We start from the raw sequence: 22,299 nt of genomic DNA on the forward strand, positions 1-22,299 counted from the left end.
AAACGTTAAATGGCCATATTGTATAGCAGCACCAAATAGCCTGCATACAGTGTCGCCAGAATTCCACCTTCATATCGACTGACGGAAGGCGGGCGCTGCCAGAGAGCGAACAGCAACAGCAGTACCGTCAGGGCCAGCATGACGGCATAGTCGCGCCAGATCACAATGCTGTCGAATTCAACGGTACCGAACAGTCCCGGTACAGCCATGACAGCAACCAGGTTGAATATATTGGAGCCAACCACGTTACCAATGGCAATATCATGCTGTTTCTTCAGAGCGCTGGCGACGCTGGCTGCCAGCTCTGGCAGGCTGGTGCCGATTGCAACGATAGTGAGTCCGATAATCAGCTCGCTGACCCCCAGTGACAGGGCGATCTCTGTAGCTCCCCATACCAGCAGGCGAGAGCTGCCCGCTAGCACGGTAAGACCGACAAGCAGCAATAAAGTTGCCTTGCCGCTGCTCATTTCCGGAATTTCATCCTCATCCTCAGCAATCGCATCGCCCGGGTCGGCATTACGCTGAAAGCGGCCAAAAAGGTAAAGGCTGACAATCAGGGCCAGTAGCAGGATAACTGAATCGAGTAGCCCGAGTGACAGGTTAAAGAGCAAAGCTCCCGCCAGCAGTGTTATGGCCAGTAGCAGCGGCATCTCTTTGCGCAGTACGCCCGATTTGACGGGCAGCGGGGCAATCAGGGCGGTAATCCCCAGTACCATTGCGATGTTGGCGATGTTAGATCCCAGTGCGTTGCCGACTGCCAGGGAGCCTGCCCCGGTCGAGGCGGCCATCACAGAAACCAGTATTTCCGGTGCAGAGGTGCCGAAGGATACTATGGTCAGGCCGATCAGCATGGGAGACATGCCCAGATTACGGGCGGTGGCGGCTGCGCCATTTACAAATTGGTCGGCACTCCAGACCAGTAGAATCAGTCCGGCGAGTAGGGCAAGAATAGGAAGTAGCATGGAATCGCTTTGTCGTGGTTTCTAAAGGCGCATATTAAAGCAGAATGCGATTTCAGTTTGAATCAGTCTTGATGATGCAACGAGGAAAAGGCCGGCTACGGCCTCTGTTTTTTGAATGATGTTAAGGTAGGATTAAGTGTTGCATATTTCTTGATCGCTGCAGTATTCCCGTTTTACTGGCGTGGTGGTATAGTCTCGCCTCTCAAAAATGCCGCAAGAGTCGTTAAAGAGAACATCCGGTCTCGGCTATGCTCTCTGTTTTTCCTATGAATCGTTTTGACGACGTAATCATTGATATCAAGCAGTTATCTTTTTCCCGAGGGGAACGTGCTATCTACCGAAACGTAGATATCCAGATTCCGCGTGGAAAAATTACTGCCATTATGGGGCCTTCAGGTACCGGTAAAACAACACTGCTGAAAATTATTGGCGGTCAGTTGCAGCCGGATGGTGGGCAGGTGCTGGTGGACGGGCAGGATGTCCCGCGTCTGGGGCGCAAGGATCTGTTCGATCTGCGCGAAAGGATGGGGATGCTGTTCCAGAGTGGCGCGCTGTTTACCGATATGTCGGTATTCGAAAATGTTGCTTTCCCGCTGCGCGTACATACGGACCTCTCTGAAGAGATGATCCGGGATGTGGTGCTGATGAAGCTGCATGCCGTCGGTCTGCGTGGTGCCCGTGACCTGATGCCCAGTGAGTTGTCGGGCGGAATGGCCCGTCGTGTCGCTCTGGCGAGGGCGATCGCGCTGGATCCTGATATCCTGATGTACGACGAGCCTTTCGCCGGACAGGACCCGATCGCAATGGGAGTCCTGGTCAATCTGATTAAGCGGCTTAACCAGGCGCTGAACCATACCAGTATCATTGTTTCACATGATATTCAGGAAACGATTGGTATAGCTGACTATGTTTACCTGATCGCTGATGCTGAAGTCATCGCTCAGGGAACACCGGAAGAGCTGACCCGTTTCAGTTCGACCAAGGTCAAACAGTTTATTGAAGGATTGCCGGATGGCCCTGTGCCATTCCATTTTCCGGCCGATGATTACCAGGCCGACCTGTTGCAAGGTAGCTGACTATGTTCGACTTACTGGCGTCTCTCGGGCGCTTTGGCCTGCATAAACTGGCGGCATTCGGCCAGGCAGGTATTATCCTGATGCAGTCTATTATTGCTCGGCCTGCGCCTCTGCAGATGCTGCCGTTGCTGGTGCGTCAGATCTATTTTGTCGGTGTGCTCTCGCTGATTATTATCATTGTCTCCGGACTCTTTATCGGTATGGTGCTGGGCCTTCAGGGCTATACCATACTGGTGGACTATGGTTCGGAGCAGGCTGTGGGCCAGATGGTGGCCCTGAGTCTGGTGCGGGAGATGGCGCCGGTCGTAACAGCGTTGCTGTTTGCCGGGCGGGCTGGATCTGCGCTGACCGCAGAGATTGGTCTGATGAAGGCAACGGAACAGCTTTCCAGCCTTGAGATGATTGGTGTCGATCCTCTGCGACGTATCGTGGCGCCGCGCTTCTGGGCCGGTTTCATCTGCCTGCCGGTTCTGGCAACAATATTTTCACTGGTTGGTGTCACGGGTGGTGCGCTGGTCGGTGTTGAATGGCTTGGCATATACGAAGGATCGTTCTGGTCCAATATGCAAAATTCGGTCGATTTCTACGACGACATTGTGAACGGGCTTATTAAAGCCGTGGTGTTCGGTTTTGTCGTGACCTGGATCGCCGTTTTTCAGGGTTATGATTGTGTGCCGACTTCTGAGGGAATCAGTCAGGCTACAACCAGAACCGTCGTTTACAGCTCGCTTTCCGTGCTGGGACTGGACTTTATTTTGACTGCTTTGATGTTTGGAGACCTCTGATATGCGCCTGAGGATTATGGAAATTAGTGTAGGGGCATTTTTGCTGATCGGAATATTGGCACTGATGACGCTGGCACTGAATGTAAGCGGACTCAATCTGGCTGAGAGTAAGTCAACCTATAAGATCTATGCCCGCTTTGAGAATATCGGTGGGCTGACGCCGCGAGCCAAGGTGACGATGGCCGGTGTGGTTATCGGCCAGGTCAGCAGCATCACTCTGGATAAAGAGCGCTTTGTTGCGGTCGTGGGAATGGATATCCATGACGATGTCGACTACCTCTCCAGCGACAGCTCCGTAGCGATCCTGACCGCCGGTCTGTTGGGCGAACAGTATATTGGCGTGACGGTCGGTGCGGATGAAGAGGTTATGAGTGCGGGCGATTTCTTTGAAGACACCCAATCTGCATTGGTTCTTGAGGAACTTATCAGCAAGTTTCTTTTCAATGAGGTTGGTGGATAACGACAGGAAACCTATATGAACAAATTTCTAAAGCTGGTATGCGCAATTGTACTGACCTTCTCGACGGCCGCTCAGGCGTCCTGGGAGGAGGCGAGTCAGGTTATCGATAAGACCTCTAATGAGATGCTGGCGCTGATGGCGCAGGATGGCCTTATGGGCGAGGACAACCTGCCTAAGCTGGTCGATGAGGTGGATGGTCTGCTGGTCGAGATAATCGACTTCGACTACGTTTCCCGTGCGGTGATGGGTAAGTACTTCCGTCAGGCAAACGATGCGCAGAAGGCGCAGTTCAGTAAAGTCTTCAAGACAACTTTGCTGAAAACCTACGCTAAGGGGCTGTCCAGTTTCCAGATTGAACGTTTTGAACTGGTCGCGCCACGCAAGCAGAGCCCTAAGCCGAACAAGCAGGTGGTTACTGTCTTTGTATTTGATGCCAAAGGTACCAAGTACACGGTTCACTACTATATGTTGCAGCGTAATGGCCAGTGGCAGCTGACCAATGTCAACCTGGACGGTCTTAACCTCCGCCAGACATTCCGCAGCCAGTTTGCTGACCTTGTACAGCGCTCTAAAGGCGACATCCAGGGCGCTATCGATGCCTGGCAGGATCATGTCACTAACAAGGCTGATGACCATGCCTGAGGCCCGTGCGACACGGGTCAGTGATCGTTGTCTGAAGCTGGAAGGGGATCTGACGTTTAATCAGATTATGGCTGTTAAGGTCGCCAGCGAGTCTTTGTTACTGAAGATGGACAATCAGATTGAAGTCGACTTTTCCGGTGTGACCAGAACCGACAGCTCTGCGCTGTCGTTCTGGCTGTGCTGTCTGCGCAGCGCAGACAGCAGTGGCCGCAGCCTGATCGCGAAGGCCGTTCCGGAGGAGCTTCTTGACGTTGCCCGGCTGGTTGGCCTGGGGCACTATTTCGGAGAAACAGCATAGGCGACGCATTGCGTCGCCTTTTTTTGCCTCATACGGTATCATTGGCCGCTTATATGTGCCTGCATCCAGCCCGCCGTGTGAAACCATCATTGCAATGTGTCGATCAGTCAGCAGTATCTCCTATGCTGTGGCTGCAATAGCGGTGGATGTTCAGGACAGTTTGTTAGTTAACGGGAGTCTCGCATGCAGGCAGAAGACGTAAAACGCATTATCGAGTCGGAACTGGAAGGTTGCGAGGTTATCACCGCAGGCGAAGGTTGCGACTTTCAGGTTACGGTGATCGGTGATGTATTTGAGGGCCTACGCCCGGTACAGAAACAGCAGAAAGTTTATGGTTGCCTGAACGAATATATTGCCAATGGCACCATCCACGCGCTGACGATCAAGACCTACACGCCGGAGCAGTGGGCTGCACTGCAGAGCAACTGAAACCTTTCAGGGCCTGATAAATTTCGATGGATAAACTTATTATCTCCGGCGGCGTGCAGCTGAACGGTGAAGTCCGGATCTCCGGCGCAAAAAATGCCGCACTTCCGATCCTTGCGGCGACCTTGCTGGCTGATGAGCCTGTCACGATTCGTAACCTGCCTCACCTGAACGATATCACTACCATGCTGGAGCTGTTGCGTCGCATGGGTGTGGAACTGGTGATTGACGAGAAGCTGAGCGTAGAGCTGGATGCTTCGACCATCAAGGAACTCTGTGCGCCGTACGAGCTGGTTAAAACCATGCGCGCTTCTATTCTGGTGCTGGGGCCTATGGTCGCTCACTTTGGTGAGGCTGAAGTCTCCCTGCCGGGAGGCTGTGCGATCGGTTCGCGGCCGGTGAATTTCCATATCCAGGGCCTGCAGGCAATGGGGGCGGATGTTCAGGTTGAGGGTGGTTATATCAGGGCTAAGGTCAATGGCCGTCTGAAGGGGGCCCGGGTCTTCTTCGATGTGGTAACCGTGACCGGTACTGAGAACATCCTGATGGCCGCGACGCTGGCAGAGGGCCAGACCGTTATCGAGAACGCAGCGCGCGAGCCTGAAGTGGTTGACCTGGCCGAGTGCCTGATCGCCATGGGGGCCGATATCAGCGGTCATGGTACGGATACCATCGTCATCAACGGTGTCGAGAAACTGCACGGCTGTTCCTATTCGGTACAGCCGGACCGTATTGAAAGCGGCACTTACCTGACCGCCGTCGCCGCTACCGGCGGTAAGGTTAAGCTGAAGAACACCCGCGCCGATATTATGGAAGCCGTGTTGCAGAAGCTGACCGAGGCCGGCGCCGATATTAAAACCGGTGATGACTGGATTGAGCTGGATATGCATGGCAAGCGGCCAAAGGCCGTTAACCTGACCACTGCGCCTCATCCGGCTTTCCCGACGGATATGCAGGCTCAGTTCTCTGCCATGAACGCCATTGCAGATGGCGTCGGTATTATTAAAGAAACCATCTTTGAAAACCGCTTTATGCACATGCAGGAGATGCTGCGCATGGGTGCCGATATTGATATCGACGGTAACACGGCGGTGATCAAGGGGATGGATACTCTGCAGGGCGCACCGGTTATGGCAACCGATCTGCGTGCCTCCGCCAGTCTGGTTATTGCCGCACTGGTGGCTCAGGGGGATACAACGATTGATCGCATCTACCACATAGACCGCGGTTATGAATGTATCGAAGAAAAACTGCAGCTTTTGGGTGCACGCATCAAGCGCGTTCCCGGTTGATTACAGGTAGTAAAGAAGAATGAAGCAGCAACTCACCATTGCTCTGTCGAAAGGGCGTATCCTCAAAGAAACTCTGCCGCTGTTGGCTGCCGCGAATATTGTGCCGGCTGAGGATATCCATAGCAGCCGTAAACTGATCTTCGATACCAACCATGACAACATTAAACTGGTTGTGATTCGTGCTACCGATGTACCTACCTACGTAGAGTATGGCGGTGCCGATATGGGTATCGCCGGTAAGGACGTACTGCTGGAGCATGGTGCTGAGGGGCTGTATGAGCCGCTGGATCTGGAAATCGCCAAGTGCAAGCTGATGGTTGCCGGTCCAAAAGATGCGCAGCCGGTTGAAGGGCGCATGAAGGTAGCCACCAAGTTCGTAAATGTCACCCGTGACTACTTTGCCCGTCAGGGCTGTCAGGTCGATATTATCAAGCTCTATGGTGCGATGGAGCTGGCGCCACTGATGGGACTGGCGGATCGTATCGTCGATATCGTAGATACCGGTAATACGCTGCGTGCTAACGGTCTGGAGCCGATGGAAGAGATGGCTGATATCAGTTCCCGCCTGGTGGTTGGTCATGCATCGATGAAGATGAAGCATCGTCAGATCCAGCCGATCCTTGACCAGCTGGCGATTGCCATCGCCGCGCGTCGGGAGGGTGAGCAATGAGCCGGAACCAAATCCTGAAGCTGAATTCGGCTCAGGAGGACTTCGCCCGGCAGCTGGATCAGCTGCTGGCATGGGAGTCTGTCTCTGATGAAAAGGTTAACCTGATCGTTAACGAGATTCTGGCGGCGGTAAAACAGCGTGGTGATGAAGCGGTGGTCGAATATACCAATCGCTTTGATCGCCTGTCTGCTGAGGCGATGGCTGATCTCGAGATGTCGTCTGAGCGATTGCAGCAGGCGCTGGAAAACCTGCCACAGGAGCAGCGACAGGCACTGGAAACAGCGGCCGAGCGTATCCGTATCTACCATGAAAAGCAGAAATCGGATTCCTGGCAATACACTGAAGCCGACGGCACTATGCTGGGGCAGAAGGTTACGCCAATGGATCGGGTCGGGCTGTATGTGCCGGGTGGCAAAGCCTCGTATCCGTCTTCGGTGCTGATGAACGCTATGCCCGCCAAAGTGGCAGGTGTCGCAGAGATCATCATGGTGGTGCCGACACCGGATGGCGAGGTGAATGAACTGGTACTGGCTGCAGCTGCGCTGGCGGGTGTGGATCGTGTTTTCTGCATCGGTGGTGCTCAGGCGGTGGCGGCACTGGCCTATGGTACTGAGACTGTGCCTAAGGTCGATAAGATTGTCGGTCCGGGCAATATCTTTGTCGCCACAGCCAAGCGCGCCGTATTCGGCGCTGTGGGTATCGATATGATTGCCGGACCATCGGAAATTCTGGTGGTCTGCGACGGTCAGACTGATCCCGACTGGATCGCCATGGATCTGTTCTCACAGGCGGAACATGATGAGGATGCCCAGTCGATCCTGCTCTCCCCTGATGCCGCGTTCATTGATGCGGTGGAAGCCAGCATCAATAAGCTGCTGCCGACCATGGAACGTGAAGGCATTATTGAGGTTTCTCTGCGAGAGCGTGCCGCACTGATCAAAGTCGCCGACCTGGATGAAGCGATGGAGGTGACAAACCGCATTGCACCTGAGCATCTGGAGCTTTCAGTCGAAGACCCGGAAGCGCTGGTGCCGCAGGTACGTCATGCCGGCGCGATTTTCATGGGGCGCTATACCGCTGAGGCTCTGGGTGATTACTGTGCTGGCCCGAACCATGTATTGCCTACGTCCGGCACTGCCCGTTTTTCATCACCACTGGGGGTTTATGACTTCCAGAAGCGTTCTTCACTGATTATGTTTTCGGCTGATGGCGCTTCAGAAATGGGTAAAGTCGCATCGGTTCTGGCACGTGGTGAAAGCCTGACGGCACACGCCCGTTCTGCGGAATACCGCATTAAGAAGTAATCCGCAGGCGTTGCGGATGAACTAAAAAAGGCTCCTGATGGAGCCTTTTTTGTTGCCTGGAAATGGCTTGGTCAGTCTCAGTTTCGGCTGCGGGGGCGCTCGCCAATGGTGACATTAATCCTTACCGGCGTACCGTTGCGCAGCAGTGAGATAGCGATCTGGGTGCCAGGGGCGTATTTGGCGATGCGGTTCATCGAGCTGCGGCCATCGGCAATAGGCTGGTCATCGACGGCGATCATAATGTCACCCGGCTGGATGCCTGCCAGGTGGGCGGGCCCGTCCCTGAAAATACCCGCAATAATCAGCCCCTGCATTTTGTTCAGGTTGAAGGACTCAGCCAGTCCGGGCGTCATCTCCTGAATCTCAATACCAAGCCAGCCACGGATAACCCGGCCATGTTCGATCAGGTCCTGCATTACTTTCTTCGACAGGTCTGAAGGGATTGCGAAACCGATGCCCTGCGAACCGCCGGATTTAGAGAAAATCGCCGTATTGATGCCGATCAGGTTGCCGTAGGCGTCGATCAGGGCGCCACCGGAGTTGCCCGGATTGATCGCCGCATCGGTCTGAATAAAGTCTTCGTAGGTATTGATGCCAAGGCTGTTGCGCCCCGTCGCGCTGATAATGCCCATCGTCACGGTCTGGCCGACGCCAAACGGGTTGCCGATTGCCAGTACGACATCGCCGACCTGCATCTGGTCAGACGAGGTGAGGGTTATGCTGGGCAGGTCCTGCAGGTTTATCTTGAGGACTGCCAGATCGGTCTCCGGGTCGGTACCTATCACCTCGGCCATGGCCTCGCGACCATCCCGCAGGGCCACGACGATACTGTCTGCGCCGGAAATAACATGGTTGTTTGTCGCGATATGGCCCTCAGGGGAAAGAATCACGCCGGAGCCAAGGCTTGACTGGATGCGCTCGCGCTGAGGCTGGTTTTCCAGATCGAAGAAATTGCGAAAGAACGGATCGCTGTACAGCGGGTGGGTTTTCTGGCGAACCACCGTCCGGGTATAAATGTTGACTACCGCAGGCGCGGCACTGCTGACCGCGTCGGCATAGGAAACCGGGCCGGACGAACGACTAAAGGCAGGGGCTGACGGCTGGCTGGTTTCTTTGAACTCAACGGTTGTAACCTGCGGGCTCAGGATATCAGGAAAAAACCGTAACAAAACCACCGCCGCGATCACACCGGTCAGCACCGGCCAGAGCAAAAAGGATAACTTTCGCATATATAGTTTGGCTGAAGACTAGGACGGGAATTAGAATTATACGGATAGTTCTAACGATTTGTGAATGAAAAAGCATTGATATGTCAGTAAAAACAGAAGAACTGATCGCTGCTCTGGATAACCTGCTGGAGCCGGGACAGTTTCGCGATTACGCGCCAAACGGGCTTCAGGTTGAAGGATGTCCGGAAGTGAAGCGACTGGTGTCCGGAGTGACTGCATCGCAGGCACTACTGGATGCTGCGGTAGAGTGGGAAGCGGATGCGATACTGGTGCATCATGGCTATTTCTGGAAAGGCGAAGACGCCTGTATCCGGGGAATTAAGCGAAAGCGCCTGAAGACCCTGCTGGACCATGATATCAACCTGCTTGCCTATCACCTGCCACTGGATGCCCATGCAACCCTTGGCAACAATGCCCGGCTGGGTGACCTGCTGGGACTTAAGGTAACCGGTGGCCTTGAAGTGGGAAATCCGCGCAGTATTGGCCTGGTCGGTGAGCTTGAAACTGCATTGACCGCGCAGCAACTGACACAACGGATCGCCACTGTATTGGGGCGGGAGCCGCTGCATATAGATGGTGGTCCCGAGCTGATCCGGACGTTGGGCTGGTGTAGCGGCGGTGCCCAGGGTTATATCGAAAAGGCGGTGGCGCTGGGGCTGGATGCATTTATCTCCGGCGAAGTATCAGAACCGACATTTCACAGCGCGCAGGAGAACGGAATTCACTATTTTGCTGCCGGCCATCACGCGACCGAGCGCTATGGTGCAAAGGCGGTGGGTGAATATCTGGCCGAGGCGTTTGCACTGGAGCATCGTTTTATCGATATTCCGAACCCGGTGTAAATGAATGAAAAAAGCCCCCGCTCAGTACTTAACTTCATTCCCGGGGGATGGCGTTAAGTGCGGAGCGGAGGCTATTTAACGAAAGCCTCAGGCTTGCTGCTGAGGTTTCTCGGTCTCTTTCAGCTCTGCCAGCGATGCCGGTTCCTGCGCAGTGCTCTCTTCTTCGGCTTCCTCTTTCAGGCCAAAGGTCTCGGACAGGGTGCCTTCTTCATCCGGTTTCTTTGGTGCATAGTCGCGCGGAGCTTCAGGTGATCCCGCAGCCTCATCGCTTGCTGTCGGCTCTGCGATGGTCTCGGCGACGACACTTTCCTGTTCTTCTGACTCCGGCAGTGCAGGCTGCATCGCGGCGGCCAGTGCTTTGCTGGCGGCGGGATCTTTGCACAACTCGCCGGCGCTCTGGGCCAGGTGCTTATGTACGGCGGCGTAGCTGCTGGTCAGGTCGTTAACCAGATCAGCCGTCTGTACGAAATTGGCGGAGACCTGCTCTTTATAGGTTTCCAGCTCGTGGCGGGCTTCATTCAACTGATCTGTCAGTTCCTGCTGCTGGTTGCTCTGGCCTCCGGAGCGGCCAAGCATAAATCCGATAGCTGCACCGACAGCCAGTGCAATAAGGGCGATTAGCCAAACGCTACTTTCTTCCACTTCTTTTCCTCTACATCCTGCTATAGAGATCCGGATACTGGCCGGACCATGTGTACACTCTGGGCCTTTGTGGCGCAGAGCTGATGGCGCTTTCCGGGTTCATCTGAACCGGCGGGGTTATGGTGCCTCAAACTCCGGATACTACAGGGTTGCGCACCTTTCACGGCCCCATAGGATAATGCAAAAAAACGGGAAAGCCTAAGCTTTCCCGAGTTGTACTTTGTTGTGTATCAATTTTTGAGTCTCCGGGGGTGTAACGCTAGCCATAGAGTCCATCCTTGCGAGGCCGGATCAGAATAGCGCTGTAGCGCACCAGAAACAGGATCCAGGCCAGTGACCATAATGTGCCCGCCAAGTGAAGCCCGGTCAGGTAGGGTAATGGCAGCCAGCTGATACTGACTCGCACTGCTGCAGCGGCGAACATCAGCAGGAAGGCAACCAGTACTACCGGTGTGACCTCCAGCGGTCGGGCGGTATGGCCCAGGGACACCCGTGCCATCATGCCCAGTGTCAGGCAGCCGATCGCCCCGGCGGCAAAGGCGTGGATGGCAATGGAGCCTGACAGCAGACTCGCCGCGGCAAGGGCTGAGAGGCTAAAGCCGAGTGCCAGAAAGGCATAGCCAAGGTGGAGTATCCACACCAACGGGACTTTGAACAGGCGGGCATGGAACCAGCCGGCAAGGCGTATCCAGTGCACGGCTGCAGCCAGTGCGCCGGTTACCACCATCAGGCTGTTCCAGTGCGTGAACTGTGCCACCAGCCAGATAACGGTGACCGGGATGACCGCTTTTTCGATCAGCGGAAAGCGGGTGCAGCTGACCTGTCCCAGCCCCCTTTCGGTAAAGAAGGGGATAACCCGGCCGCCGAGAATAGCGATCACCATCGCAGTGAGGTACAGCGCCAGATGCAGTCCGTTGATCGCGGTTGATTCGGTTACGCCGAGCAGTTCCAGGTGCACCAGCAGGTTGGCCAGGAAAAATGCCGCTAAAATTGGAATAAAGACCAGATTGCGATAGTTGCGCGACTTCAGAATGGGAATTGCCAGTGCGACGGCGACCACCGGGCTGAAGGCAAGATCAACGGCAGCGATCAGCCAGTGAGGTGTTGCGGGAACAAACGGCAATAGCCGGCCCAGCAGCCATAGCACGGTCAGTGCAATCAGTGACTTGCCGAAGGGGGTCTGTACTGAAGTCCAGGTCCGGGCGGCGGTTAGCAGGAAACCACTGATAATGGCAAAGGTATAGCCCAGCAGCATTTCATGACCATGCCAGTAAACACCGTAGCCATAGTAGGGCGGTTGGGTTCCGTTACTGTAACTGACCAGCCAGTACAGCATCATCACGGCCGCAGAGAGTGCCCCCAGCAAGAAAAAGGGTCTGAAGCCCAGATTAAAGAGTGCAAAAGGCCCGGTTTTGCGGGGTTCCTGTAATTGAATCATGGCGGTGACCTCCGGCCATTCAGGTGGCGGTGTATACTGTCGAGTCAGTGGGTGGTTGTATTATGTATAAAAAATACATCTTAATAAAGTTGTTATTGCTGCTCTTTTCTACGCCGCTATTGGCCTGGATCAATATCACCGATGACAGCGGCCGGCAAATCCGCCTGGAACAGCCGGCGAAGCGGATTGTCAGCCTGGCTCCCCATATTACCGAGAACCTGTTCCGTATCGGTGCCGGGCGCACGCTGGTTGCCGTCGTGGAGTACAGTGACTACCCATTGGTTGCGACGCAGATTGAGCGGGTGGGCAGTTTTAACAAGGTTGATCTGGAGCGCGTCGCCGAGCTGAAACCGGACCTGGTGGTGGCATGGGGGGAGGGGACTCCCGCGCACCAGCTATCCCGGCTGGAGCAGCTGGGAATCAAGGTATTACGTGAATCTCCCCGCAGTTTCAATGATATTGCCGCATCCCTGACACGGCTTGGTTCGGCGACCGGGTTTGAGCTCAATGCCCGACGCCAGGTTTCCCAGATGGAGCAGCGACTGGGCGTGTTACGGCGTCGCTACCGTGATGCCAGCCCGGTAAAACTGTTTTACCAACTGTGGCAACAGCCCCTGATCACCCTCAACCGGCAGCAGCTGATTCATCAGATGATCGAGCTCTGTGGGGCGGTAAACCCCTTTGCCGACCGGATTGAGATGGCGCCACGGATCGGCCTGGAGGGAGTGGTCGAAGCGAATCCCGATCTGATCGTCGCCGGATTGCAGAAGCGTAAACGCAGGATTGGGATTGATGAAAACTGGCGTAACTACTGGGCTCCCTGGCATCAGATTACGGCGGTGAGAGAGGATCTGCTGTTCTCTATTCCGGCAGACCTGACACACAGGCCCACCATGCGGGCACTGGATGGAGTGGAGCAGATGTGCAAAATGGTAGATCAGGCACGAAGTACACTGGCAGTGAGGCATTGATGAAACAATTGATTTTAGGAGGCGCGCGTTCCGGTAAGAGCCGTCTGGCTCAGGAGCGGGCTTCAGGCTGTGGCGCAGAGGTGATCTATATCGCGACAGCGACCGCAGGTGAGGACAGCAGTATGGCGCAGCGCATCGAGCGCCATCGTCAGAACCGGCCGCAAGTCTGGCAGGTGATTGAAGAGCCGCTCTATCTTGCGGATCAGTTACGGGAGCAGGCATCGGAGGGGCGGGTTATCCTGGTGGACTGCCTTACCCTGTGGCTGACCAACCTGTTGCTGAAGGATCGTCAGTTGATGGCTGAGCAGGTCGACAAGCTGCAGCGGCAGCTGCCTGAGCTGCCGGGACAGATTATCCTGGTAAGCAATGAAGTCGGCTTAGGCATTGTGCCGATGGGAGAGCTTAGCCGTACCTTCCAGGATGAAACCGGATTACTGCACCAGCGCCTGGCAGAACTCTGTGACAAGGTAACTCTGACTGTTGCCGGGCTGCCGCTGGAACTGAAAGGGGCAGACTTGTGATTGCCGCAGCGCTGGACAATCCGCGCTGGATTGAAGAGGCGGTGCAGCGGCCGGACAGCCGGGCTACTGAGGCTGCCCTGGAGCGGCAGCAACAGCTGACCAAGCCTGCCGGATCTCTTGGCCGGCTGGAGGCCGTGGCTGTGCAGCTGGCGGGTATGCAGGGATGCAGCAAGCCTCAGATCGAGCGGCTGAATGTGACGGTGTTCGCGGCGGATCACGGCATCGCTGCGGACGGTGTATCGGCTTATCCACAGGAAGTCACCGCTCAGATGGTGGCTAACTTCGCCAGCGGTGGTGCCGCTGTGACAGTACTGGCCAGGCATCTGGGCGCCGAGTTTGAAGTGGTCAATCTGGGGACTGTTGCAAAAGTGCCGGTCAGCGAAGGCGTGATCGATCGGATGATCGCCCCGGCAACGGCCAACTTCTGTCAGCAGCAGGCTATGACCACGATACAGCTGCAACAGGCGCTGGCGGTAGGAGCCGAACGGATCGATCGGCTGGCCGGGCAACGACCTGACCTGTTTATCGCCGGTGAAATGGGAATCGGCAATACCAGTGCGGCGACCGCGATTGCTGCCGCCCTGATGCAACGTAAGGCGCTAGAGTTGACCGGGCCGGGCACCGGCCTGAACCGGCTCCAGATACAGTCTAAGGCGCAGAAGATTCAGCAGGCGATCGACCTGCATGCCGTTGCAGCCGATAGGCCGCTGGAGGCTCTGAGCCGGATGGGCGGGTTCGAGATTGCTGCGATGGTTGGCGCTTACCTGCGCTGCGGGCAGCAGGCTATCCCGGTGCTGGTGGATGGTTTTATCAGTTCGGTGGCCGCACTGGTCGCCTGCCTGCTGCAACCTGATCTGCGCAGCTGGATGCTGTTTGGCCATCAGTCCGCCGAGCCGGGGCATAGGCTGGTGCTTGAGGCGCTTGATGCGGAGCCATTGCTGCAGCTGGATATGCGCCTGGGCGAGGGAAGCGGTGCCGTGCTGGCAGTGGACCTGTTGCGGGCGGCCTGTCGCTTACATGCCGAGATGGCGACCTTTGCTGAGGCAGGTGTATCGGACAGGGCAGAATGAAATCATTGACGATTGACCTTATGCGGCATGGAGAGCCAGCTCAGCGTGGCCTCTATCTCGGGCAGACGGATCTGGCATTGTCGGCAGCCGGACGGGCGCGGGCAGCTCAGGTACTGAGGCAAGCCGAAGGCTGGCAGGAGATATACAGTTCGCCGCTGCAGCGATGTCGGGAGAGTGCGGCGGAGGCTGCGCAGCGGCTGGGCGTTAAACTCAGTGTCGAACAACGCCTGCAGGAGTATGGCTTTGGTCAGTGGGATGGATTAGCAATCGAAGATATCTATCAGCGTGATGCCGCAGCCGTAAACGCATTCTGGCAGGATCCGGTGAATGCGCCACCGCCGCAGGCTGAGTCACTGGACGGGTTTCGCAATCGGGTTGTTGCCTGTCTGGAAAGCTGCCTGGCAGAAACCGATGCTGAGCAGGGGGAGCGGCATATTCTCTGGCTTTGTCACGGTGGGGTTATCCGGGCACTCATTGCAGACTGCCTTGGAATCCCTCCTGCCAACTGGCAGAAGATCACCATCGATTACTGCAGCCTGAGTCGTATTCGCTTCTTTGCCGATGGCGAACAATACTGGTCACAGCTGGAGTATGTTAACCTTCAGCGTTTTTGATTTAAGCCCCACTAAATAACAGGTTTATCAGCCCGAAAGGACAGTGCTTCAGGTGAAGGTCACAGATACCCTGCAACGGATACACTCCAAACTGGATCGGCTTGGCGATCTGCCGGTTTTCAGTGCCACGGTAAACCGTATTAATCAGGTCAGCAATTCGCAAGAAAGCGATGCGATGGCGCTGGCAATGGCGATTATGCGCGATGTCAGCCTGTCCGCACGCCTGCTGCGCCTGGCCAATGCGCCGCTGTTCAATCGCGGGCAGGGAAATATCAGTCATGTATCACGGGCCGTGGTGGTGCTGGGGTTTGATCGTATCCGAAACCTCTGCGTCACGCTGAAACTGGTCGAAGGCTTTCATCAGCAGCAGCCCGACCTGAATGTTCCCGGGATGCTGATGCGGGCATTTCTCAATGCCAATCTCGCCAGTGAGTTTATGCAGCGGGGTAAGCACCGGGGTGATGCCGAGGCGGCCTATATCAATGGTTTGCTGTATGGGCTTGGGGAGATAGTGGTCGCTTACTGTCTGCCGGATGATTACCGCAGAATGCAGCAGCATCGTGCAGCCAAAAAGCACAGCTGGGCGCATATTCAGCGTGAAGTGCTCGGGGCGGAGCTGTCTGATATTGGTCAGGAGCTGGCGCGTAGCTGGGGCTATCCATCCTCGGTTGCCAAGGCGATGCGTGAGCCGGATCAGGGATCTCACGCGCCTTCAGAGCAGGTGGCCGGGCTGGGCTATCATCTACTGGAGCAGCTGTACGGTTTTGATGAGCGGGATGAGTATCCGTTTGCTGAGACCATGAGCGAGTTGATGGACTGCACCGGCCTGGAAGAAAGTGATATTAATGAGGTGCTGGTTCAGGGCTTCAGGCAGGCGGGGCAGGTCGCTAAAGACTGTGGCTTACAGACCCGTCGCATGATCCCGCGCTTTGTCGATGGTGCCGGTGACGACAAGAATGAGTTGATCCGTCAGCTGGCCTTTACCACCCGTATGCAGCTCGATGCCGATGGTCCGGTGAATGATAGCTTCAGTGAAATGCCGCAGTCGGGGCCGCCTGCGACGGACGGTAATGAGCATGCCCGGCACCAGCTGGAAGCGCTGCAGGAGATCAATGAGATGATCGCCAGCAATGCGCCGGTACAGGAGATTTTGCGTAAGGTGGTGAATGCCCTGCAGCAGTTTACAGGCTTCGACCGGGTAATCTTCTGTCTGCTGGCTCCGGATGCCAAAGCGATGTCAGTACGACTGGGGCGGGGGGAGCACCTTAAAATGCTGGAACGATACTTCAACCGGCGCAGTAACGGCGGCCGCGATGATCTGTTCTTCAGGCTGGTCGAGCGTGGGGCAAACCTGCTGGTGGCCGATCTGGATGAAGAGGGCTGGCGCGAGCGCCTGCCGACGAATTATCTCAGCCTTTGTCGCAGTCAGGGCTTTGTAGCTTCACCGCTGAAATCGGGTAAGCGGACGATCGGTATGATCTATGCGGACAAACTGGCAGGAAACCAGGGAATATCTGCCGGTGAATTCAGGACCTTTAACCAGTTCGTCAGCCAGGTTCACTTTTCCCTGTCCCATCGTGCCCGCGATGTGGCGAAGGGGCCCGCAGGCTAAGCTGCAGCTTGGCTGGCTGGCCGTGCTGCGGTTGCGGCACGGCCAGTCAGGTTATTCGGTCAGTCCCTTGACGAAAGACTTGGTGCCTTCCCAGGCTTTCTTACCTGCATCGACGGCGGTATCGGCGCCTTTCTCGGCGGAGCAGGCGGCCCGTTCGGCAACGCACTTGGAGTTGCAGCCGGCTTCTGCCATCTCATCGCTCAGATGCTTTACCTTACACTGGGCTTCACAGAAAGTTTGTTTTGTAGAGCAGTCCGCGATTGCGCTGCCGGAAAAAATAAACAGAGACAACAGTAAGTAACGCATTCAGTATCGCCAATCCAAACGTTGGTTTAAAAATCAGATCGTTTAGTATACCGAATCAGCTGCGTTTATCACGCGGCCTCCACAGGACTTCGTCACCGCCATTATGGCGGGCGATGATGCGGCAGCAGACAAATAGCAGGTCTGACAGGCGATTCAGATAGGCAAGCGCCTCCGGGTTGATCTTCTCGCGGTCGGCGACTGCCGCGAGGCGGCGCTCTGCCCGGCGGCACAGGGTTCGGGTGACATGGCACTGGGCTGCGGCGGGGCTACCTCCGGGCAGGATAAACTCTTTCAGGGCCGGTAGTTGCTGATTCAGAGCATCGAGCTCCCGCTCCAGTTCAGTGGTCATCTCTGCGCAAATTACCCGGTAGCCTTCATCCGCCACGGCCAGTTCGCCGCCGAGATCAAACAGTTCATGCTGGCGCTGCATCAGCATCTGCTGTAGATCCCGTTGATCATCCAGTTGGCTCAGGAGTAAGCCCAGCTGGCTGTTGAGTTCATCCACGGTGCCGAGCGCTTCAATGCGTGCAGAGGTTTTGCTGACCCGGTTGCCGTTTGCCAGTGCCGTTGTTCCTTTGTCGCCTCCGCGTGTGTATATGCGGGTGAGTCGATTGCTCATAATGCCAGTCCTGTCGAAGTTTGGACTCAGCTTAGTTGAGGGGAGAACTGCAAGTCTATATCGCCGTGGAGGCTGGTTATCCAGGGTTGAATGAGAGTGCCGGGAAATGAGAGGGCAGCAATAAGGCGCTGCACAGCAACGCCTTGATCTGGTGTTAAAGCCGGAGTCGCTTTAGTTATCGAAATGCTCGGCAAAGTGGCGCAGGCCGTGGGCCAGCGACTCAACTTTATCGGCGGCCTTTTCCATCTCTTCCAGCACCGCGGTGGAGATTGCAGACTCAATCAGCAGTGACAGTTCATCAAAGTGTGCCTCACCGACACTGGCCACCTGTTCAGGGCTCAGTCTGGCTTTGAAGCTGGAAACGACGTTCTGGGCGTGGGCGGTTTGTTTCATAGTCATTGTTTATTCCCTCAAACTGGTTAAGCGTTGTTCGGTAAAAGCAGGTGCTCGTCGCGTTCATGTACATCCCGAGCATTGCCGACAATCAGTGGATCCGGAGTGATATCCAGTTCCGGATTCTTGTTCGGATACGGCATCGAAGACAGGATATAGCGCATGGCATTGATACGGGCACGCTTCTTATCGTTGGATTTGATAACAGTCCAGGGCGCGTCCGCTGTATCGGTATAAAAGAACATCGATTCTTTGGCTTCGGTGTAATTATCCCACTTATCCAGTGAGGCCAGGTCGATAGGTGACAGCTTCCACTGTTTCAGAGGGTCGGTGCGACGGGCCTGGAAGCGACGGAACTGTTCTTCACGGCTAACCGAGAACCAGAACTTGAACAGGCGAATGCCGCTGCGCGTCAGCATACGCTCGAGATCAGGTGTCTGGCGCATAAACTCCAGATACTCGGCAGGCGAGCAGAAGTTCATGACTTTCTCGACGCCGGCGCGGTTGTACCAGGAGCGGTCAAACATCACGATCTCGCCGGCCGTTGGCAGGTGCTGAACATAGCGCTGGAAGTACCATTGGCCCTTTTCCATATCGGTTGGCTTTTCAAGCGCTACAACCTTTGCTCCACGCGGATTGAGGTGTTCCATAAAGCGCTTGATCGTGCCGCCTTTACCAGCGGCGTCACGGCCCTCAAAGATAATGACCACTCGCTGTCCGGTATCGCGCACCCAGCTCTGCATCTTCAGCAGTTCAATCTGCAGCTCTTTCTTCCGCGCTTCATACTCCGCACGGGAGATTTTGTTGTCGTAAGGATAGTCTCCCTCACCGTCCGGCAGGCTCAGGTCGGGCTGGGTAGCTGCAGCGCTTGTTTCTGTTGCAGGGTTCGCGGCTATGGCCTCTTCTCGCGGGGAGATATCAACGATATTTTGGTCCAGGCTCATTAAGCGGCTCCTTTGCTTAGTTGGTTTTAACCTGAATTATCCTCCTTTCCCTGGCGGCAATGATGATCTGAATCAGGAAGCAGGCCGGTCGTGCCAAATGACTCTGTTTCCGCTTGTTTAGTCCTGATAAGATCCTTCGATTTTTTTGATTGCAGCCAGCAATGCCCGGTTATGGGGCACCTCGATTCCCAATTCCGTCGCCTGCCGACAAAGGTAGCCGGTAATGTAGTCGATCTCGGTATGGCGCTGATGCCGGGTGTCCTGCAGCATGGATGAATAGTTGGCAGCTGTCAGCTGTGCCACTTCCAGGGCTTTGGGATACAAACCATCGGGAAACAGTTTCAGGCCAAGCGCAGAGCTGACCTGATCGACCTCTTTGCAGACTGATTCCATCTGCGCAGATTTGACCGGGTCTGTGGCCAGGTCGCCATTCTGACAGCCGAGCAGTGCTGTCAGGGGGTTGATAGCGCAGTTGATCGCCAGCTTGCGCCACAGGCTCAGGTTAATATCCGGATCTGGCAGTATCTGCAGCTCTGCAGGGAGATATTCAGGCAGCCGGGCTGATGTTTGATTCTCGTCCAGTGTTCCGATCAGTGTTGATCCCCGTCCTGCCCAGACTACATCAAAAGGTGCGCGTAGCCAGGCGCCATCGGTCGTTGTTCCTGCCCTGATGCGCAGTGCCGGAAGGTGTGCCGCGATCTGTTGCTGAATACCCATGCCGTTTTGCAAAATCAACAGTTCAGCCGCATCATCCAGCTTCGGGCTGATGCTTGCCAGGGCTTCCAGGCTGTCGCAGGCCTTGGTGCACAGCAGCAGACGGTGGATCGTGCCACAGCACGCAGGGGTGACGGCCGCAGCAGGATGCCGGGTCGATTGTTCGCCCTCTGTCAGCTGGACTAGACCTTGTTGGCTGAACTGTGCCAGCCGCGCTTCGTTACGCAGTATCAGTGTGACCTGATGGCCGGCCTGCTGCAGCTTTGCCGCCCAGAGGCAGCCGATCGCTCCGGCTCCCAGAATATGCCACTGTTGATTCATAGGATCTGTTCTCATGTAGGACGCTGTCGGCATCATACCCTATCGCCTGCGCTATATAAGGTGAAATGGGGGCGTTGCTCGGCTAAAATCCGGCCAGGCTAATGTTTTATAAGGAGAGCGCAATGCCATCTTTCGACGTTGTATCTGAACTGGATATGCACGAAGTAACAAACGCAGTGGATCAGGCGAACCGCGAGATTCAGAACCGTTACGATTTTAAAGGTGTTGATGCCCGTATCGAGCGCAACGATGAACAGCTGGTGATGCATGCGGAAGTGGATTTTCAGCTGAACCAGATGCTGGAGCTGCTGAGTGGCCGTCTGACCGCCCGTAAGATCGATATCCGCTGCATGGAGATCAAGGATGTCGAAATGTCCAATCTGAGGGCGCGTCAGGTAATCGTGTTGCGTCAGGGGCTGGATCAGGCGATGTGCAAGAAAGTTACCAAGCTGATCAAAGATTCCAAGGTTAAGGTACAGACTCAGATTCAGGGCGAGCAGGTACGTGTCACCGGTAAGAAACGTGATGACCTGCAGCAGGCGATCGCGATGCTGCGTGAAGCGGATCTGGAACTGCCATTGCAGTTCAACAATTTCCGCGACTGAGCCGCTGTTCCGGGGCTGACATGGCGGTCAGTCCCTTTCCTTCCCCTGCGGCTCCGGGCCGCTCCCTCTGCTGGCCTGAACTGTTATTCTGCGCCGCTATCTAATTTGTTCTGATGTTCCCGCTGTGCTGTTAAGCTGGTGGCCATATGCACTTTGGCACCGTTAGCGCTCAGAGTGAGCACTGAAAAGAGGATGTTATGAACGAAGCTGCGGATAGAGATCTGACTGCCGGAGATGCAGCGAAACCGGCTGCGAACAGTGACCGTTCAGGCTGGATGGCTTCGGTTTTAAACCGCAGAACACTGATCTGCGCCTTTACCGGTTTTGCCTCCGGTATGCCGCTCTATGTATTGTTCCAGTTACTGCCGGCCTTCCTGCGGGAGCAGGGAGTGGGGTTAAAAGAGATCGGCCTGTTTGCGCTGGTGACCTTTCCCTATACCTGGAAGTTTATCTGGGCCCCGTTTATGGACAGCTACCGTTTGCCGTTTCTTGGGCGACGCCGTGGCTGGATGCTGCTGACTCAGTTGTTATTGCTGGGCTCTATAGCCACCCTGGGGATGTTCGATCCACAACAGTCTATCGGCGTGATCGCCTATCTGGCGCTGGCAGTGGCTTTCTTCAGCGCCAGTCAGGATATAGTGCTGGATGCCTATCGACGGGAACTGCTGCCGGATGAGGAGCTGGGCTGGGGTAACTCGGTGCATGTACAGGCTTACCGTATCTCCGGACTGGTGCCGGGGGCATTGGGACTGATTCTGGCGGATATACTGCCGTGGCAAACCGTGTTTGTCGTCATCGCCGCCTTTATGGTGCTGGGCATCGCGATGACTTTGGTGATCAAGGAGCCTGTCACGACAACCCCGCTGCCCACGTCACTGCGAGCAGCGGTGACAGAGCCTTTTGTCGATTTCCTGCGCCGTAATGGCTGGAAACCGGCCTTAATGGCACTGAGCTTTATGTTCCTTTATAAGCTTGGCGACAATATGGCGACCGCACTGTCGACGCCGTTCTATATCGATCTGGGTTTCGAACTCACTGAGATCGGCATTATTGCCAAGACCTCAGCCCTCTGGGCCTCGATTGTCGGTGGAGTACTGGGCGGCCTGTGGATGATCAGGCTGGGAATTAACCGTGCCCTGTGGATATTCGGCGTGGTGCAGGTGATCACTATCCTTGGCTTTGCCGCGCTGGCGGAGATTGGTCCGGATAAGCTGGCGCTGGCGGTGGTGATCAGCCTGGAGTATCTCGGAGTGGGCCTGGGAACGGCCGCCTTTACCGCCTTTATCGCCCGCTCGACCAGCGTCGCCTTTGCCGCGACACAGTTTGCCCTGTTTACCGCGCTGGCGGCCTTGCCTCGCACTTTTGCCAATGCCACTACCGGTTATATGGTGGAAGCTGTGGGCTGGACCGACTTCTTCCTGATATGTGCCGTGTTGTCGCTACCGGGGATGTTACTACTGGTAAAGCTGGCACCCTGGGGAGCTAGGCAGGGAGACTAGCGCAGGGAAGCGAAAGGCATATACAAAAAGAGACAGGCAAGCCT

The 22,299-nt window shown here is 55.8% G+C and carries 26 protein-coding genes; 17 read left to right on the top strand and 9 right to left on the bottom strand.

All coding sequences use genetic code 11. From position 1 onward, the window contains the following. Nucleotides 1–5: 5 nt before the first annotated feature. Nucleotides 6–962, bottom strand: coding sequence for a calcium/sodium antiporter (locus Q354_RS0121055; protein ID WP_027859329.1), 957 nt, complete (start codon nt 960–962; stop codon nt 6–8). Nucleotides 963–1,228: 266 nt separating this feature from the next. Here Q354_RS0121055 and Q354_RS0121060 point away from each other — a divergent pair, with 266 nt between their 5' ends. From Q354_RS0121060 to hisD, 9 genes are all read left to right on the top strand, one after another. After that, a complete protein-coding gene (locus Q354_RS0121060; RefSeq protein WP_027859330.1) occupies nt 1,229–2,038 on the top strand; it encodes an ABC transporter ATP-binding protein in 810 nt (269 codons plus the stop codon). A gap of 2 nt (nt 2,039–2,040) precedes the next feature. Next, entirely contained in the window at nt 2,041–2,823 is a 783-nt protein-coding gene (gene mlaE / locus Q354_RS0121065; protein WP_027859331.1) for a lipid asymmetry maintenance ABC transporter permease subunit MlaE, read from the top strand. Nucleotide 2,824: 1 nt separating this feature from the next. Continuing rightward, nucleotides 2,825–3,283: an outer membrane lipid asymmetry maintenance protein MlaD gene (mlaD, locus tag Q354_RS0121070; RefSeq protein ID WP_027859332.1), complete on the top strand. Its 459-nt coding sequence runs from the start codon at nt 2,825–2,827 to the stop codon at nt 3,281–3,283. 15 nt (nt 3,284–3,298) lie between these two features. Next, entirely contained in the window at nt 3,299–3,925 is a 627-nt protein-coding gene (locus Q354_RS0121075) for an MlaC/ttg2D family ABC transporter substrate-binding protein (protein WP_027859333.1), read from the top strand. Beyond that, a complete protein-coding gene (locus Q354_RS0121080; protein WP_027859334.1) occupies nt 3,918–4,223 on the top strand; it encodes an STAS domain-containing protein in 306 nt (101 codons plus the stop codon). The genes Q354_RS0121075 and Q354_RS0121080 overlap by 8 nt, the downstream gene beginning before the upstream one ends. Before the next feature lie 183 nt (nt 4,224–4,406). Beyond that, a complete protein-coding gene (locus Q354_RS0121085; RefSeq protein WP_027859335.1) occupies nt 4,407–4,652 on the top strand; it encodes a BolA family protein in 246 nt (81 codons plus the stop codon). A gap of 26 nt (nt 4,653–4,678) precedes the next feature. Next, nucleotides 4,679–5,941 (top strand): UDP-N-acetylglucosamine 1-carboxyvinyltransferase, encoded by a 1,263-nt coding sequence (gene murA / locus Q354_RS0121090; protein WP_027859336.1) that lies wholly within the window; start codon nt 4,679–4,681, stop codon nt 5,939–5,941. 19 nt (nt 5,942–5,960) lie between these two features. Beyond that, the gene (gene hisG / locus Q354_RS0121095) at nt 5,961–6,611 is read left to right on the top strand and encodes an ATP phosphoribosyltransferase (protein ID WP_027859337.1); all 651 of its coding nucleotides are present in this window, start codon (nt 5,961–5,963) and stop codon (nt 6,609–6,611) included. After that, nucleotides 6,608–7,915 carry a histidinol dehydrogenase gene (hisD, locus tag Q354_RS0121100; protein WP_027859338.1) on the top strand — a complete coding sequence of 436 codons (1,308 nt, stop codon included), beginning with the start codon at nt 6,608–6,610 and terminating at the stop codon, nt 7,913–7,915. The genes hisG and hisD overlap by 4 nt, the downstream gene beginning before the upstream one ends. A gap of 77 nt (nt 7,916–7,992) precedes the next feature. Here the strand turns inward: hisD and Q354_RS0121105 are convergent, their stop codons facing one another. Further along, the gene (locus tag Q354_RS0121105; RefSeq protein WP_027859339.1) at nt 7,993–9,144 is read right to left on the bottom strand and encodes a Do family serine endopeptidase; all 1,152 of its coding nucleotides are present in this window, start codon (nt 9,142–9,144) and stop codon (nt 7,993–7,995) included. Between the two features lie 80 nt (nt 9,145–9,224). Here Q354_RS0121105 and Q354_RS0121110 point away from each other — a divergent pair, with 80 nt between their 5' ends. Further along, nucleotides 9,225–9,986 carry a Nif3-like dinuclear metal center hexameric protein gene (locus Q354_RS0121110; RefSeq protein WP_027859340.1) on the top strand — a complete coding sequence of 254 codons (762 nt, stop codon included), beginning with the start codon at nt 9,225–9,227 and terminating at the stop codon, nt 9,984–9,986. An 87-nt stretch (nt 9,987–10,073) separates the two neighbouring features. Here Q354_RS0121110 and Q354_RS26785 read toward each other — a convergent pair whose 3' ends face one another. Together Q354_RS26785 and Q354_RS0121120 are read right to left on the bottom strand one after the other, a co-directional pair. Next, entirely contained in the window at nt 10,074–10,628 is a 555-nt protein-coding gene (locus Q354_RS26785) for a YhcB family protein (RefSeq protein WP_051560497.1), read from the bottom strand. Nucleotides 10,629–10,887: 259 nt separating this feature from the next. After that, nucleotides 10,888–12,066, bottom strand: coding sequence for an NnrS family protein (locus Q354_RS0121120; RefSeq protein WP_027859341.1), 1,179 nt, complete (start codon nt 12,064–12,066; stop codon nt 10,888–10,890). A gap of 62 nt (nt 12,067–12,128) precedes the next feature. Between Q354_RS0121120 and Q354_RS0121125 the strand changes: the two genes are divergently transcribed. The 5 genes from Q354_RS0121125 to Q354_RS0121145 are packed head-to-tail and all read left to right on the top strand — an operon-like array spanning nt 12,129 to nt 16,854. Continuing rightward, the gene (locus tag Q354_RS0121125; protein WP_036231007.1) at nt 12,129–13,037 is read left to right on the top strand and encodes a cobalamin-binding protein; all 909 of its coding nucleotides are present in this window, start codon (nt 12,129–12,131) and stop codon (nt 13,035–13,037) included. Further along, nucleotides 13,037–13,558: a bifunctional adenosylcobinamide kinase/adenosylcobinamide-phosphate guanylyltransferase gene (gene cobU, locus Q354_RS0121130; protein WP_027859343.1), complete on the top strand. Its 522-nt coding sequence runs from the start codon at nt 13,037–13,039 to the stop codon at nt 13,556–13,558. Before Q354_RS0121125 ends, cobU begins: the two co-directional genes overlap by 1 nt. Beyond that, the gene (cobT, locus tag Q354_RS0121135; RefSeq protein WP_245601104.1) at nt 13,555–14,628 is read left to right on the top strand and encodes a nicotinate-nucleotide--dimethylbenzimidazole phosphoribosyltransferase; all 1,074 of its coding nucleotides are present in this window, start codon (nt 13,555–13,557) and stop codon (nt 14,626–14,628) included. Before cobU ends, cobT begins: the two co-directional genes overlap by 4 nt. Next, nucleotides 14,625–15,242, top strand: coding sequence for a histidine phosphatase family protein (locus Q354_RS26790; protein ID WP_051560499.1), 618 nt, complete (start codon nt 14,625–14,627; stop codon nt 15,240–15,242). Before cobT ends, Q354_RS26790 begins: the two co-directional genes overlap by 4 nt. Before the next feature lie 52 nt (nt 15,243–15,294). Next, nucleotides 15,295–16,854, top strand: coding sequence for an HDOD domain-containing protein (locus Q354_RS0121145; RefSeq protein WP_027859345.1), 1,560 nt, complete (start codon nt 15,295–15,297; stop codon nt 16,852–16,854). Between the two features lie 51 nt (nt 16,855–16,905). On the opposite strand, the gene Q354_RS0121150 is transcribed toward Q354_RS0121145, so the two are convergent. From Q354_RS0121150 to Q354_RS0121170, 5 genes are all read right to left on the bottom strand, one after another. Further along, entirely contained in the window at nt 16,906–17,160 is a 255-nt protein-coding gene (locus tag Q354_RS0121150) for a hypothetical protein (RefSeq protein WP_027859346.1), read from the bottom strand. A gap of 55 nt (nt 17,161–17,215) precedes the next feature. After that, nucleotides 17,216–17,779: a cob(I)yrinic acid a,c-diamide adenosyltransferase gene (locus Q354_RS0121155; protein WP_027859347.1), complete on the bottom strand. Its 564-nt coding sequence runs from the start codon at nt 17,777–17,779 to the stop codon at nt 17,216–17,218. Nucleotides 17,780–17,950: 171 nt separating this feature from the next. After that, on the bottom strand, nt 17,951–18,178 hold the full coding sequence (locus Q354_RS26795) for a hypothetical protein (protein WP_027859348.1): 228 nt from the start codon (nt 18,176–18,178) through the stop codon (nt 17,951–17,953). 20 nt (nt 18,179–18,198) lie between these two features. Then, nucleotides 18,199–19,116: a polyphosphate kinase 2 gene (gene ppk2, locus Q354_RS26800; protein ID WP_036231011.1), complete on the bottom strand. Its 918-nt coding sequence runs from the start codon at nt 19,114–19,116 to the stop codon at nt 18,199–18,201. A 117-nt stretch (nt 19,117–19,233) separates the two neighbouring features. After that, nucleotides 19,234–20,151, bottom strand: coding sequence for a ketopantoate reductase family protein (locus tag Q354_RS0121170; RefSeq protein WP_036231014.1), 918 nt, complete (start codon nt 20,149–20,151; stop codon nt 19,234–19,236). Between the two features lie 122 nt (nt 20,152–20,273). Between Q354_RS0121170 and Q354_RS0121175 the strand changes: the two genes are divergently transcribed. Together Q354_RS0121175 and Q354_RS0121180 are read left to right on the top strand one after the other, a co-directional pair. Next, complete coding sequence (locus tag Q354_RS0121175) at nt 20,274–20,756, top strand: YajQ family cyclic di-GMP-binding protein (RefSeq protein ID WP_027859350.1); 483 nt, start codon at nt 20,274–20,276, stop codon at nt 20,754–20,756. Between the two features lie 197 nt (nt 20,757–20,953). Further along, nucleotides 20,954–22,255: an AmpG family muropeptide MFS transporter gene (locus Q354_RS0121180; protein ID WP_084332711.1), complete on the top strand. Its 1,302-nt coding sequence runs from the start codon at nt 20,954–20,956 to the stop codon at nt 22,253–22,255. Nucleotides 22,256–22,299: the final 44 nt, after the last annotated feature.

The organism is Marinobacterium jannaschii DSM 6295, assembly GCF_000620085.1.
GTDB lineage: Bacteria > Pseudomonadota > Gammaproteobacteria > Pseudomonadales > Balneatricaceae > Pontibacterium > Pontibacterium jannaschii.